The sequence below is a fragment of the Methanosarcina sp. Kolksee genome, assembly GCF_000969945.1.
GTDB classification, from domain to species: domain Archaea; phylum Halobacteriota; class Methanosarcinia; order Methanosarcinales; family Methanosarcinaceae; genus Methanosarcina; species Methanosarcina vacuolata.
This window is the reverse complement of the sequence record NZ_CP009524.1, coordinates 3,718,237-3,732,519: the sequence shown is the minus strand read 5'-3', so window position 1 is coordinate 3,732,519 and position 14,283 is coordinate 3,718,237. Positions and strand designations below refer to the sequence as shown.

Sequence of the window (14,283 nt, the reverse complement as noted above, 5' to 3'; positions counted from 1 at the left end):
ACTCCGTTTTCATGACCGGCGGATTTTACCCTTATGTTTGGCGTATCTTGCATAGTCAATATATACAGGATTTTTAATCAATTCGGAAACCATCGGAGCCTTGTTTCGGATTTCCTCAATCCTGTCTGTAACCGTTATACTAAAAGCATCAGATCCTGCACCTGACCCAAAGGCAGTCGCAAAAATCCTGTCCCCTGGTTTTGCCTGGTCAAGAGTCGCAGCAATTCCCATAAGACAGGAACCTGAATACGTGTTCCCAATTTTTGGAACTACAAGCCCTGGAGCAATCTGGTCCCTGGTGAAACCCAGGGTTTTTGCAGCTTTGGTAGGGAATTTTCCATTTGGCTGGTGGAAAACCGCATAATCATAATCTGTAGGCTTTGTCCCGAGTTTTTCCAGAAGACCTTTTGCGCCGTTAGTCACATGCTTGAAGTAGCCTGGCTCTCCTGTAAAACGGCCTCCGTGCTCAGGGTAGGGCATCCCTTCTCTTCTCCAGAAGTCAGGGGTGTCAGTTGTAAAGGAATAAGTGTCTTCAATGATTGCGGCAATCTCTGATTCGTTTCTTCCAATGAGGCAGGCAACTCCCCCTGCAGCCGCAGTATACTCAAGAGCATCACCAGGAGCACCCTGAGAAACATCGGCTCCTATAGCCATGCCCAGGTCGATCATTCCTGAACTTACCAGTCCCATACAGGCCTGAACTGCGGCTGTCCCTGCTTTACATGCAAACTCGAAGTCTGCTGCAGTCATATTTGGGGTTGCTCCTATAGCCTGGGCGACAATTGTGCTTGTTGGCTTTACAGCATAGGGATGACTCTCCGAGCCTGTATATACCGCCCCAATCCTCTCTGGATCAGCCCCGCTTCTTGCCATCGCGTATCTTGCCGCTTCCACAGCTATAGTTGCTGCGTCTTCATCGATATCAGGCACAGATTTTTCATATACCATAAGGCCACTTTTAAGAGCATCTGCATTATCACCCCATACCCGGGCGATTTCTTCTACTTTGATACGGTATCGGGGGACATAAGCACCGTAAGATACGATTCCAATAGTCATTATTTCCACCTGTTTTTGAGTGTTTCAGGGCATCAGAATTCAGGGTTTATTCCCTGGCATAGTATTGACTGTATTTTCTCAGTAACTGGACAATCTGGTCAAGATCCATCGTAGTTGCGACCAGGGGGATGCGGTCGACTTCTGCCATTTTGATTACAACAGGTTCGACCTCTTCTTTTCGAAGACCGTGAAGTACCACGGCACCGGGCTTAAGGTTGGTAACCCGGATGGCTACCATTGGGGATTTTCCGGTGCTGACCTTCGTAAAGATCATGGCCCTGTCGGTACTCCAGCCATAGAGCTTCTGAAACTCATGGGAAGAAAGTTCCAGGATTGCTCTCTGGCTGTCAATGACAGAGAAACCGTAAAGAGGCCTTTCAACTCCTTTGTAGATAATATCTCCTTCAATAAGGTTGACCAGTTTAGCAAGCTGTATCGGGATCGTATACTCATATGTTGAGTAAATGGATTTCGTACCGCTTTCGGCATTAAGTATAGATTCGTAAGCGTGAATTTTTTTGCTTCCCCGATCCATATCAATTTCAAGGAGGCACTCAACAATTTTTTTTATAATTAGCGTTCCTGGAGACTTTCGTCTCCCACTTTCATAATCACTGATAACGGAGGGGGAAACCTTAAGGTAATTTGCAAGATCGGTCTGGGATATCTCAAAATTTGATCTCCATTTTTTGAGTGACTCTCCCGGCTTTTCCGAAAGGGTGATATCTCCAGCCATTTTTTCCGCCAGACGGTTGCGCAGATTTTCTGAGGATTCATTGGATGTCATGACTTACGTACTCTAAGAGGAAACATTACCTTATATATCTAACGAATATGAATTCGGCAATTGTCGCAGAACTTCTAAATCAATGTGCAGCACACGTTCTTAAGAAAATTTATAATGTTTGTAAACGAATTAGTATATGATGCCAGTCGATTCGTCCAATCAGGAGATAAACGTCTCAGACCTTCTTCTATATATCAACTGCCCGAGGAGGGTATACTTTGTCAATCGGGGCTTTGAATTGTTTTCGGAAGTTACTGCCTCCAGGCTCGAGAGAATAATCCTGAAAGAACTCTCCCTAAATTATCCCGAAATTGTGAAAGAGTGTTCGTTAAACGCCGATAACCTTTATGAGGAGCTTGAACTTTCTCTGGCAAAGGTATGTACAGATCTTCCACTCCTGTTTCCGCGAGAACTCGCAGGTGTTACAAAAGAGATTTTTGAGGAAGGAGAAGCGCGGGCAAGAGCTAAACTTCCCGAAATTGCAGCCAACCTGCGGGCAGCATTTGAAGAATTTGGGAAAGAGCCTATGCTTGCGGCACTTACGCCTGTTAAAACCGAGCCATTTCTGTCCTCAGAAAGACTTAACCTTAAAGGTGTTCCGTCAAAACTCGTTTGCTTTGAAGGTGCGCAGGTTCCGTCAATCTTAAAGCCAGGAAGCTGCCCTCAACAGGGAGTATGGGCTTCTGATCGGATACATGCCGCAGCTTTTGTCATGCTTCTTGAAGCTGAAAATGGAAAAGAGGTTCCCTTTGCCTTTGTGGAATATGTAAGTTTCGGCCTTCTCCGAAGGGTAGCTGTTCGAAGCACGGATAGGCGGGAAGTTCTTAAAATCTGCAGGGAAGTGGAAAAAATTAAAGCCGGAGTTATGCCTGAGAGAAAGGAAGAGAAATTCTGCAAAGAATGTAACTTTTCAGAACACTGCGTGTCAGAGTCTTCCCTTATGTCAAAATTTTTCTGAAATAGAAGTGGATGGAAAACGATTATAACACAATGCAAAATATGGAAAAATATTACCACACAATAAAAAAGATGGAAAAAATTACAATACAATGAAAAAGATGGAAAAAAATTATAATACAATAAATAAAATGGAAAAAGATTACAACACAATGAACAAACACGAAAGGCAAAAGTCAGAATAAAGTAAACTACCAGGGTAATAGAAGGTGGTCCTCAAAGGGACTATAAAGAGATGAAAAACGAAACATGCTGTCCTATAATTAGTTGTGACGATTTTTTTGAATATGCCAGGACAGTTTATACTTTTCTTAAAAACACCATTTCTCACTTTTTAAGTTTAAAACTGCGCTTGGGTTCAGTATAAGTATATAAATTTTCTAGCCCAATCCTCAAATAATTCGACCTATTAAGTAATAATTCTGAAAAAAATAATCCTAAATATTACATCGTATCAGATTGTTTGATAACTTGATCCTAAAATATATAAAGGAATAATAAATAGAATTTTATAGAGTTTATCAGTACTTTCCAGATAACCCTGACTCCATAAAACATGTCCTAAGAGGCAATGGTCATGTTCGCTTTGTGTATATATCAAGTTTGCCTGATTCTGCTTCCTAGGAAAAAGTAACTAGGAGTTAAATGAATGATTAAGAAACAATTTGGAATAGTAGCGCTAATTTTAGTAATATTGCTGGTTGGTATTACATTGATACCAGCCGTAAGTGCACAGAAAGAGGATAATTACTCTGTAACTGCTGAAGACGCCTTTAAGCATGCTAATGCGAATATGATAAGTTTTATAGCAGCCAAAGCACCAAACTTTGAAGATTGGACAGGGGCATCTATTGATCCCAAACCAATTGAGCTTTATGACATAAATGGTCAGAAATTATTTTATCAATTTTCAGTCTATAAAGAAAAAAAATTGATAGGTACAATTGATATTTATGCCAATAAAAAGCTAGGAAATTCATTCAATGACATTGCATTTGATCCTGAACCCTATAAAACGACTGAAGCTATAAAAAAGTCAAAAGATATCGCCAAGAAAAATTATCCAACTGGAGAAATCAAATCAACCAGTTTGGTTGTATACAACTATCCGAGTATAGGGGCAATGACCGTTGTAAAAGACAAGACCACTGGATTTGAACATCGGATATTTGTAGATGCATATACTCTTGAAAAGGTAGAAGATAAACCTGTAACTGAAACCGAGCCTGGAGTTTGGTCAATGTATGAGATGAAATTGGAGAATGGAGTTGAAGAAAATTTAAAAGAGTGGCAGGAAAGTGATCAACTCACAAAATATATAGAACAAGCAGCGGCTAATAAGGGAGTTAATATTAATGCGGCAGTCACTGAAGAAAATATGAAGAAACTCAGTGCCGATGCAGCAACAACGACTTCAACAAGTATAAAACTTGGTGTTCTTTGTCGTGGACAAGAATGCGATATTTATTGTGGTGAAGCATCTATTCAAATGATTTCTTTATACTATGGAAGACCAACTCCTAAACAAACATCAATCTATAAATATTTCTTCGATTCTAACGATGATCCGGCTGGGCTCAATCCTTCTGAAATTATAGAATGGGCTAATATTAAATGGGGAAAAACAGGAACTTTAACTAGTAGTTGTACTAGTTCTGGCGCTGTTACAGAGATTAACAAAAGAAGACCTTTTTTCAGTATGACTTCAAATCATTATCGGGTTTGCCAGGGATACCTGATTCAGAATGGGTATTACTATATGTATATTAATGATCCATTGCCTGTTGGGTCAAGTGGTACACCAAAGATTGAAAAGATCGGAAACGGTACAGAAAGAAAACGTATCTATATACGTTAAAATCCTTTAAAGAGTTGGATGTACTCTTGGTTTCAACGGTTGCATATGTACACTTTGTATATAGCTATATATAGCCAGCCGAAAAGTGAGGTTTATCAAAATTCTCACTATTTTTTATATATTTATTGAAATCTCCAAATTTTTTTGTAACAGCGCTAAACAGCGCTATGGCGAAAGACAAACAGCTTTTGAGGATAAAATATGAAAGGTAAAACTATATCAACAACGTCGATTGCTACTTTTCCGGTTCCACCCTCATCTGTGGTAATGTCTAATAAAGCACGCAGAAAAGATACTTTCCTAAGAGCTTTTGGAATAACAGTACTTACGATTTCAATACTGGTGAGCGTAGCAGGTGCAGCTCCATTTGCATATGTTACGAGTTTGGGGGTCGACACTGGAACTGTTTTTGTAATTGACACAGCAACTGACAATGTTACATCCGTGGTGCCTGTGGGCGGCTGGCCGGCAGGTGTTGCAGTCAACCCTGCAGGAACAAAGGTATACGTAGCAACCGGATTTGACCCCACCGTCTCAGTAATTGACACAGCCACAAATATGGTTAGTGCTACAGTGAATACAGGAGGAAGTTATCCCTGGGGAGTTTCAGTCAACCCTGCAGGAACAAGGGTTTATGTGACAAATCGCTACAGTGTGGCGGATAATGACAGCAACAATATCTCAATAATTGACACGGCAACGAATAGCGTAACGGCCATGATTAATATCGGAATAAGTACTGTTAACGTTGAAATCGCTCCAGATGGAAAAAAAATCTATGCTGTAAACAGCCGCAACAACACTACTTCTGTAATCGATGCGGCTACAAACAAAATTACAGTCACGGTGCCTGTAGGAGACCATCCTTCTGATATTGCAGTCAGTCCTGACGGGAATAAGGTGTATGTAACCAATACAGGCAGCAATGACATATCAGTAATCAATACAGAAACAAACACCGTTACAGCCACCGTGCCTGTAGAAGATGGCCCAGGTGATATTGCAGTCACACCGGACGGAACAAAGGTATACGTGGCAGATTGGCAAAGCAACAACGTATCCGTAATTGATACAGTAACAAACACTGTTATAGCCACCGTGCCTGTAGGAAAACAGCCTATGGGAATTGCAGTCACACCGAACGGAAAAAAGGTATATGTGACAAACGCCGAAGGCGACAATGTCTCCGTAATTGATACAGATACAAACAAAGTTACAGCGACTGTGAATTCAGGGAAATATACTCTAAACTATCCTGCTGGAGTTGCTATTGGGCCTTTAATAGATTCTAATATTACTGATCAAAGCACAAGGGTAGCTTCCAATTCACGTGAAGATACAGAAGCCGAAGAAGCTAACCTATCATTTGAAGAAAAAAAAGCTGTTGAACTCAATAATTCAAAGAACAATAATTCTGAGTATGATAATGGTAGTATCTCAAATGGAAATGAATCGAGCAAAAATAACTCTACTCCAGGCTTCGGATTATTGTGCGGCTTGGCCTGCCTTTTTGGAGGATGGAAGTTCGGTAAGAAGTAAGTGCCAAAATGGGGTTTAATGTCGTTACTTATTGGACTGAACTTGCATTGAAGACAAGGAATGCTTGGGAAAAAAGGAAAAATAAAATTATACAAACAACACTTATTGATAATTTTTTGATATTTGCCTCTATGAATACCAATTTTTAACGCAAAACCTCCACCCTGAATCCTTTTTTCGAGCCCACTATAGTATTATATAAACTAGCTGCAATACGCCCTATGAAGTATCCAGATACTCCATAAAATATAGGTAGACTGAGTACAGCCCATTTTCCGAAAATCAAGGAAAAAATCCCGAATTTTTTTGTCATGGAAATTCCCATTAAAGCAGCTATTGTTGTAAAAAACCCAAAAACTAAACCCATTGTTCCATAAAAGATTGTAAGAATTTTCCCGAATCCGACTGAATTAATTTCTTTTATGACTACCATGATATTCCCCCAATATCCATTCCAATATCCATTATTTCTGCATTTGTATATATCTATATCATGAGCCGATTCTGAAACCAGTCTAATTAATAGCAGTCTAATATTATGGTCGTCCACTAATACCTGATTGATGTTTTCATGGCATAGTCTAAAACATGGCTTTGCTTGCGTTTACATACTCACACAGCACACCGGCCACAGCAATATATTCAAAGAAGCATAACTTATGCGTTTAGATATAAGATGGGAAATATAAGTTGATGTGGAAGAGTATATTATCAAGTAAGATTATTTTGTAATGAAAAAGAACAAAAATTAACACTTTTCCTGATATAATGAACTGAACCAATTGCTTGATATTATCAATAAATTTTATTGGATGGGTGAGTAAATATATATTTTAAAGATAGCAACACAAGAGGACTATAATTTCATTTATAACTTGAATAAGGCTAACATAGAAGATTATGTAATAAAAACATGGGGCAATTGGAACGAAGATTTTCAAAGAGAGTTTTTCAGCAGGTATTTCCAAACTATAGAATTCCAGCTTATTGTTGTAAATGAAAAAAATGTTGGCATTGTTGCTTTCAGTCGAAGTGAAAAATCCATTGTTATTGATGAAATACAAATATTGCCTGAATATCAGAATAAAGGAATAGGAACTTTAATTATTTCAGATATTATTGCCGATGCTCAAAAGGCAAAAATAGAAATAAATCTCAGAGTGTTAAAAGTTAATTATATAGCTCAAAATTTTTACAACAAACTTGGTTTTGAAAAAATTGGAAATACAGAAACTCATTTTCTTCTTAGTAAAAAACCCAATTTGCATATTCCGGATTATCCGGATGTCAAATTCAGAGAATCTAGACACTAAACTGAAACATTCAGACAGATTTTGTCAAGACGTTATTGTTAAAAGAGTCTCAGACATGTGTTTTCGGTTAATTGAGAAATCAAGAGAAATTGCTTTCATTTCCTCAACAGTTGTTAAATATTTAATTTTATTATAGGCTGGAACAGAGAATCAATTTCATGTAAATACTCCAAAACTTAAAGCAGGCTTCGGGTACAAAATCGATATATTTCAGGCAAGAAAGTTCCTTGACCGACGACAAATGACTAATTATCAGGAAATTTTAACTAATTATTAAACAGAAGTTATGACTTGAAGAAAACAGATCTTTCCTATTGTATTACTGATACAAAGATATACTGATACAAAGATATTCCTGCTAAATTTTCGTACTATCATATTATTGAGTTTGAGGAAAAAGCATGATGGTTTTCTTTGATATAGATGGCACTCTGTTGGATCATAAAAGTGCAGAATTTACGGGGGTCAAATTATTTTACCAGAACCATAAAAATTTTTTTGATATGGATTTTAATGAATTTTATTCTATTTGGTGTAAACTATCAGACAAACACTTTGAAAAATATTTAGCCAAAAAATGCTCTTTTGAAGAGCAGCGAATAGAGCGAATTAAAGAACTTTATTTAAAACGAAATATTAACCTGTCAAGTGAAGAAGCACTTGAAGTATTTGATCACTATTTACGCAATTATGAATTAAGTTGGAAACCTTTTAATGATGTAATACCATGCTTGAAAAAACTTTCAAAGCTAAAAATGGGTATCATCAGTAATGGAGATCCAGGGCAACAAAAACTAAAGCTAGATAAAATGAAAATTTCTCACTACTTTGTTGATATCGTAGTAGCAGGAGAATTTAATGTTTCAAAACCCCATACGGAAATATTTGAAATTGCATGTAAAAGAAATGGTGAAGAACCAGAAAAATGCTTTTATGTTGGAGACACTATCGAAACGGATATAATACCATGTGAAAATATTGGAATGAAAGGTATATGGATTAATAGAAATAACAAAATATTAATAAGTAAAAATGTTAAAAGTATTATCTCATTGAAAGAACTTGCCAATGTATTATGCGAGAATGTGTCATAATCATTGGATTATTGAGCCCTGTTTAAAGATTAGAGCATTTGAAAAAACAGTACGTTCCAATACATAATTTTGATTAAACTTTTTCTAAAGAGCTTAAGAAAAAACAAGACTTTTTAAATAACTTTTTGATTAAACTTTTTTTAAAGAGCTTAAGAAAAGACAATACTTTTTAAATAAATTTTTGGCCAAGCTTTTTCTAAAGAGCTTACGAAAATCCAGGACTTTTTAAATGAATTTTTGGTCAAGCTTTTTTTTAAAAAGCTTGAGCCAAAGCCTTTTAAAGGTGAACCTCTCTCAATCTGCATGACATGTCCAGACCAGCATATCTTGGAAAAATGCTTCTGCACTGGTGTGAGGCCTGTAATGTGCCTGTGCTAGGAAAAAAGTGCGGATGCGGTAAAAGTACAAAAAAAGTTGAGGTAACCCCTCCAGGGGATATCCGCCCTGCTTTTGATTATGATATAAAACGCATAAACTCGGTTTCGGAAAAACAGTTCAATGCGCCACTTATACCTGAAGGACACCTTGTAGTGCTAAATAAAGCTCCGTATGAAGACCGTATGGATGAGATTATAGTTGACGGGGAAGTGTTTGCGTCTCTCAGATTTGAAATTGAGAGCTGTGAATGGGTTTTACTTCCCAGGCTCGAAGGAGCAAGAAGGCTTTTCCAGGGCAGGGATAGAAAAGCCCTGAAAAAATGGGTTGTTATTGATCAGGCAGTTGTACCTTTTATCCTGGAAAAGGGAGCAAGTGTTCTGGCACCCGGGGTTCTTGATGCCGATCCTGAAATCCAAAAAGAAGACGAGGTAGTTGTGCTGAACCCTGCAGGAGAAGTAATCTGCTGTGGGCGAGCCCGAATGACAGGAAAGGAAATGTGTGAAGAAAACCACGGGCATGCAGTAAAACCTCGCTGGAGCGGAAACCCAGAGCCTCAAAAAGAAAATTTTGGAGAGCAGACCTGGGAAGATGCCGTAAAAGCCAACGAAAAAATTCTGGACGGCATGATAGAAAGGTCCCATGCCTTCATAAAAAATGTCGCCGGAAGCATGGACCTGAAAGTAAGCGTATCCTATTCCGGGGGTAAGGATAGCCTTGCTGTACTCCAGCTAGTTAGTGAAAGTCTTGACGATTACGAAATTATGTTTGCAGATACCGGGCTTGAGTTTCCGGAAACCGTTGAAAACGTCAAACAGGTTGTAGAGCACTATGGGAAAAAACTAAGGAGCTCAAGTGCAGGAGACGCTTTCTGGAACTCAATAAGTATTTTTGGCCCTCCTACAATGGATACTCGCTGGTGCTGCAAGATCTGCAAACTCGGGCCGATCACTAGGTTAATTGACGAGAACTATGAAGGCGGATGCCTTAGTTTCATAGGACAGCGCCAGTATGAATCCCATGCCCGTTCAATCAGCAAGAAAGTCTGGAAAAATCCCTGGGTGGGAAATCAGGTAGGAGCATCCCCTATACAGGAATGGACAGCTCTTCATGTCTGGCTTTACCTTTTCAGGACAAAAGCTCCTTATAATCCGGCTTATGAAAAAGGATATGACAGGATGGGGTGCTGGCTCTGCCCGTCTTCCTCTCTTGCAGATTTCTTCCAGCTTGAGGAAAGCCATCCCGAACTTGCAAAAAAGCTGAACTTCTATCTCCTTGCCTATGCCGAGAAAATGGGTCTCTCTCCTGAGTGGGTAAAGTACGGTTTATGGCGCTATAAGCGGTATCCTCGTGTTCTCCAGAACCTTGCTGAGAAAAAAGGAATTTCTCTTCTCCCATCCCAGGAAGCCCCAACAGAACTTCATTTTGAAGTAGCAACAGGGTACAGGCCCTGCAAAGCAGGAGGAATATCTGCGGACGGAAGCTTTGGGCAGGCAATTGACATAGAAACCCTTAAAGAAAGCGGGATGCTTTCACCCATCGGCAAAGCTTCTTTCATAGAAGGAGCCGCGTCCGTCGTTTTCAGAGAATCCAGGGCACAGGTTTTTGCCTCAGGTAATGTTAATGGGAGAAGCGAGGACGAAAAAGAGCTAAAAAAGCTTATGAGAATTGTTGAGCTCTCGATAAGAAGGGCTTTATTCTGCCAGGGGTGCGGAGTTTGCGTGGGCCACTGTGAGCATAATGCGATTGAAATGAAAGAAAAGAAAGTAAGGATTAAAGAAAACTGCATTCACTGCGGAGCATGTATTGAAGTCTGCCCTCTTGTTAAATTTATTTGAACTCTTCCCTAAACTCTTACATTTACATGAATTAAAACGGAGTAATTTACAAAAAGAAAAAGTGAGAATTCAGATAGAGGGAAATGTAAAACTTCAAAAAGGCAAACTCAATACTCAAAAAATCAAATCTAATACTCAACAAATCAAATTTGATAATCTCAAAAAGGGTGAAACTAATAATCAAAAAGGCTTTTCTGTCCCATCCTTTTTTGAAGTTCTCCTACCCTTACACCTACACGCCTGAACTCAGTTCGGCTTTCCGAAAGGAACTCATTAAGGATTTCACGAGTCACCTCTAGAAGAGTTTCCTTTGAATAGACCGGGTGGTTTAGTGTACGGCTTTTAGTGTACATCCTGAACTTTGAATTTATGACAGTAATCGTTACAGTCCTGAAGGAAAGCTCCCTCGAATCGAGTTTTGAAATTACATCCCCTGCCAGCCTGTCAAGTAGCTGAGAGATAAGATTAACGTCGAGAGTATCTTCAGGCAGGGTTGCAATCCTCCCTATCTGTTCGGAGCCGTCCCTTTCTTTCAGGGGAGAATCATCGATGCCTGATGCAGCCTGTTTAAGCCAGATCCCCCTTGTTTTTCCGAAAGTTGAGATCAGGTCAATAACATCGTGTTCAGCAAGATCTTTTATTGTGACGATGCCCATTTCCTGCAGCTTTCCTGCGGTTACATTTCCTATCCCCCAGAGTTTGGACACCTTGAGAGGCCAGAGAAAGTTTTCGAGTTTACCCGGACTTATAACAGTAATTCCATCTGGCTTCTGGACAGAGGATGACATCTTGGCAATAAGTTTATTAGGGCCTACCCCCACCGAACAGGTCAGTTTCTCTTTATCTTTTACGTCATTCTTTATCTGGGTTCCAATCTCAAAGGCAAGGTTAAAATCTCCACCTGTTTTTTCGGTAATTTCCAGGAAGGCTTCGTCTATGCTTATCTGTTCAAACGCTTCCCCTGTCTCCCTGACATCCGCATAACTCCTGAGAATTTCCATAACCCGATCCGAGACTGAAGTATAAAAATCCTTTCGGGCAGGCAGGAACACAGCTTCAGGGTTCAGTTTTTTTGCCTTCGAACAGGGCATTCCTGCCCTGATCCCTGACTCTCGTGCAGTATAATTACAGGTACTTACAGCTCCACTGAGCTCACCTCTTCCGGAAAGCATGCAGACTACGATGGCTTTTCCCCGAAGGTCAGGTTTTTCCCGCTCTTCAATGGCTGCAAAAAAATAGTCCATATCTACATGGAGAACGATACGCTGCATCGAAAAAAATAGGTTGGGAAGATTTGTATAGTTATCTCTCAAGCTCTCTATCAGGAAGATGTCCTCTTATATTTTGATGTTTTTACATTAAATCTCACATTCCGCCCTCTCTTTCAAAAATAAGGTGATTTTTGCAATAATTGAAAAACTTCTTGAATCATATGTGGGCATGTGCTCAACAAAATCAATGATTTTGGCTCGAATCCCACAACGTTCAAAAAAATCAAGGTAACTATTCAGGTAGCCTTGTTAAGGCTACACAATTTTTCCTCGTTCCGAGGAAAAATTGGATATAAAATGAACCATTTTCTTCCTTGATGAAACGTGAAGAGATTCTTGCTTTGTGTGCTTCAAACCCTGAAGTTATTGCTTATATTATAAGTCTTGAATCTCAAATTAAAGACCTCACTGAAAGATTGCAAGTTTTAGAATTTCGCTTAAATCAAAACAGCCGAAACAGCAGTAAACCTCCTTCTAGTGACTATATTTCCAAAGGAAAACCTAATCCAAAGAGTCTCCGTAAACAGAGTGGCAAGAAACCTGGAGGTCAAGAAGGTCATCCCGGGACAACTCTCGAAATGGTTGATAATCCTGATTAGGTAATAGAGCATTCTTTGAACTGTTGCGAAGAATGTGGACATAATCTTAATAATGTTGAAGTTAAAGCTTATGAGAAAAGACAGGTTTTTGATATTCCCCCTGTAAATCTTATTGTTACAGAACATCAAAGTCAGATTAAGATCTGTCCTTGCTGTGGAAGGTTAAATAAAGCTGAATTTCCAGAATCAGTAAATTCCCCAGTTCAATATGGTCCTAATATCGTAGCTTCAGCAATTTACTTTAAAAATCACCATTTCATTCCTTATAAAAGGATTTCTGAATTGTTTCATGATGTAATGGGGATAAAAATCAGTTCTGCTACCATTATTGAAGCAGAAAGAGAATGTTTCCAGAACCTTGAAGAATTTGAAAACGTAATTCGAGAAAAGTTACTCTCTTCTCCTGTTATCCATTGTGATGAAACTGGAATGAAAGTTCACGGAAAAAGACATTGGCTTCATGTAGCTTCTACTGACAAATACACTTGTTATTTTGCTCATCCGAAAAGAGGATCAGAAGCTATTGATGCTATGGGAATTCTTCCAGAGTTTAAAGGGGTAGCAGTTCATGATGGATGGAAACCTTACAACGGTTATAATTGTGATCATGCTCTTTGCAATGCCCATCTCCAAAGAGAACTTATTGGAATTGAGGAGAGTTATAAACAGCAATGGGCTAAAGATATGAATGAGCTGTTATCTGAAATGAAAAAGTATACTGATGAGTGCAAAGAGCAGGGCAAATATCTGGATTTTGAACAAGTTAAGGCATTAGAAAAAAGGTTCGATACTGTAGTCGCGAAAGGAATTGAAGAAAATCCACCTTCTCTAAATCCTGAAAGACAAGGAAAACGTGGTGTGCATCCAAAAACCAAAGCAAGGAATCTGCTTGATAGGTTTATAGAACATAAAGAAAAGATTCTGAGATTCCTGAACGACTTGAAAGTTCCGTTTGAGAATAATCAAGCAGAAAGAGATGTCAGGATGATGAAACTACAGCAGAAAATATCAGGAACTTTCAGAACTACACGGGGAGCGGAAGCTTTCTGCAGAATTAGAGCATATATTTCCACAATAAGAAAGAATGGTTTACCTGTTTTAGAGGGTATTCTTGCGGCGCTCAAAGGAGCGCCGCTAGCTATCCCTGAATAGTTACAAATCAAGTTTAAATTTATAAAAACAAATGAAAATTTAGGTATCTATATAGATACATAGGGGGAGTTAAACTATTTATATAGAATAAAAGGGTAAAATTAGTAATAAACTGCGTGAATAAAAAATTAAGTTGTGTCTTTTGAGAGGGGTCGAAATGTGAGGTTCATGCAGAATTTTACATTTTTTCTCAAATCCAAAACTCCTCCAATTGTTGTATCCTGAAATAATTTCGCAGATTCAAAATCCGGTAGTGGGTTTGAATCATTGAAAACCGAAAGCGCAAGAATCTCTCAATATATTCATTAAATACGTGAGATGTACTCGCTTTTTCGGAATTGATCAATAACTCAGGGAAACGACCCAAAATCCTTTAAACGTTTAATGCCCAATACAACAGCAGGCGACGCAAAGAGTTAAACGTTGAGTAAGTAAAATTCC

At 38.9% G+C, this 14,283-nt stretch carries 11 protein-coding genes and 1 pseudogene; 7 read left to right on the top strand and 5 right to left on the bottom strand.

Annotated elements, in window-relative coordinates; all coding sequences use genetic code 11:
* Window positions 1-9 precede the first annotated feature (9 nt).
* Window positions 10-1,059 (bottom strand): hydroxymethylglutaryl-CoA synthase, encoded by a 1,050-nt coding sequence (locus MSKOL_RS15355; RefSeq protein ID WP_048157516.1) that lies wholly within the window; start codon window positions 1,057-1,059, stop codon window positions 10-12.
* Between the two features lie 46 nt (window positions 1,060-1,105).
* A complete protein-coding gene (locus MSKOL_RS15350) occupies window positions 1,106-1,846 on the bottom strand; it encodes a helix-turn-helix domain-containing protein (protein WP_048122399.1) in 741 nt (246 codons plus the stop codon).
* A gap of 139 nt (window positions 1,847-1,985) precedes the next feature.
* On the opposite strand from MSKOL_RS15350, the gene MSKOL_RS15345 reads away from it, so the two are divergent.
* The 3 genes from MSKOL_RS15345 to MSKOL_RS15335 all read left to right on the top strand — a co-directional run bounded on the left by MSKOL_RS15345 (window position 1,986) and on the right by MSKOL_RS15335 (window position 6,200).
* Complete coding sequence (locus MSKOL_RS15345) at window positions 1,986-2,804, top strand: Dna2/Cas4 domain-containing protein (RefSeq protein ID WP_231592273.1); 819 nt, start codon at window positions 1,986-1,988, stop codon at window positions 2,802-2,804.
* Window positions 2,805-3,452: 648 nt separating this feature from the next.
* The gene (locus MSKOL_RS15340; RefSeq protein WP_048157512.1) at window positions 3,453-4,661 is read left to right on the top strand and encodes a C39 family peptidase; all 1,209 of its coding nucleotides are present in this window, start codon (window positions 3,453-3,455) and stop codon (window positions 4,659-4,661) included.
* Window positions 4,662-4,862: 201 nt separating this feature from the next.
* Window positions 4,863-6,200: a YncE family protein gene (locus tag MSKOL_RS15335; protein WP_082091161.1), complete on the top strand. Its 1,338-nt coding sequence runs from the start codon at window positions 4,863-4,865 to the stop codon at window positions 6,198-6,200.
* A 145-nt stretch (window positions 6,201-6,345) separates the two neighbouring features.
* Here the strand turns inward: MSKOL_RS15335 and MSKOL_RS15330 are convergent, their stop codons facing one another.
* Window positions 6,346-6,633, bottom strand: a complete 288-nt coding sequence (locus tag MSKOL_RS15330) for a hypothetical protein (protein WP_048157510.1) — start codon at window positions 6,631-6,633, stop codon at window positions 6,346-6,348.
* 442 nt (window positions 6,634-7,075) lie between these two features.
* Here MSKOL_RS15330 and MSKOL_RS15325 point away from each other — a divergent pair, with 442 nt between their 5' ends.
* Both MSKOL_RS15325 and MSKOL_RS15320 read left to right on the top strand, forming a co-directional pair.
* A complete protein-coding gene (locus MSKOL_RS15325) occupies window positions 7,076-7,513 on the top strand; it encodes an N-acetyltransferase (RefSeq protein WP_048122392.1) in 438 nt (145 codons plus the stop codon).
* A gap of 401 nt (window positions 7,514-7,914) precedes the next feature.
* The gene (locus tag MSKOL_RS15320) at window positions 7,915-8,607 is read left to right on the top strand and encodes an HAD family hydrolase (RefSeq protein WP_082091159.1); all 693 of its coding nucleotides are present in this window, start codon (window positions 7,915-7,917) and stop codon (window positions 8,605-8,607) included.
* Between the two features lie 149 nt (window positions 8,608-8,756).
* Here the strand turns inward: MSKOL_RS15320 and MSKOL_RS20445 are convergent, their stop codons facing one another.
* Window positions 8,757-8,912 (bottom strand): hypothetical protein, encoded by a 156-nt coding sequence (locus tag MSKOL_RS20445; protein ID WP_156151112.1) that lies wholly within the window; start codon window positions 8,910-8,912, stop codon window positions 8,757-8,759.
* A 3-nt stretch (window positions 8,913-8,915) separates the two neighbouring features.
* Here MSKOL_RS20445 and MSKOL_RS15315 point away from each other — a divergent pair, with 3 nt between their 5' ends.
* Window positions 8,916-10,820, top strand: a complete 1,905-nt coding sequence (locus MSKOL_RS15315; protein ID WP_048157507.1) for a phosphoadenosine phosphosulfate reductase family protein — start codon at window positions 8,916-8,918, stop codon at window positions 10,818-10,820.
* 173 nt (window positions 10,821-10,993) lie between these two features.
* Here the strand turns inward: MSKOL_RS15315 and dinB are convergent, their stop codons facing one another.
* On the bottom strand, window positions 10,994-12,091 hold the full coding sequence (gene dinB / locus MSKOL_RS15310) for a DNA polymerase IV (RefSeq protein WP_048158409.1): 1,098 nt from the start codon (window positions 12,089-12,091) through the stop codon (window positions 10,994-10,996).
* Between the two features lie 314 nt (window positions 12,092-12,405).
* Between dinB and tnpC the strand changes: the two are divergent.
* Window positions 12,406-13,842, top strand: a pseudogene (gene tnpC / locus MSKOL_RS15300) (IS66 family transposase).
* The last annotated feature ends 441 nt before the right edge of the window (window positions 13,843-14,283 follow it).

Coding starts and splice junctions, on each gene's coding strand:
- MSKOL_RS15340 (WP_048157512.1), top strand. CDS start 3,453: ATGATTAAGAAACAATTTGGAATAGTAGCGCTAATTTTAGTAATATTG.
- dinB (WP_048158409.1), bottom strand. CDS start 12,091: ATGCAGCGTATCGTTCTCCATGTAGATATGGACTATTTTTTTGCAGCC.
- MSKOL_RS15330 (WP_048157510.1), bottom strand. CDS start 6,633: ATGGTAGTCATAAAAGAAATTAATTCAGTCGGATTCGGGAAAATTCTT.
- MSKOL_RS15315 (WP_048157507.1), top strand. CDS start 8,916: ATGTCCAGACCAGCATATCTTGGAAAAATGCTTCTGCACTGGTGTGAG.
- MSKOL_RS15355 (WP_048157516.1), bottom strand. CDS start 1,059: ATGACTATTGGAATCGTATCTTACGGTGCTTATGTCCCCCGATACCGT.
- MSKOL_RS15345 (WP_231592273.1), top strand. CDS start 1,986: ATGCCAGTCGATTCGTCCAATCAGGAGATAAACGTCTCAGACCTTCTT.
- MSKOL_RS15350 (WP_048122399.1), bottom strand. CDS start 1,846: ATGACATCCAATGAATCCTCAGAAAATCTGCGCAACCGTCTGGCGGAA.
- MSKOL_RS15335 (WP_082091161.1), top strand. CDS start 4,863: ATGAAAGGTAAAACTATATCAACAACGTCGATTGCTACTTTTCCGGTT.
- MSKOL_RS15320 (WP_082091159.1), top strand. CDS start 7,915: ATGATGGTTTTCTTTGATATAGATGGCACTCTGTTGGATCATAAAAGT.
- MSKOL_RS20445 (WP_156151112.1), bottom strand. CDS start 8,912: ATGCAGATTGAGAGAGGTTCACCTTTAAAAGGCTTTGGCTCAAGCTTT.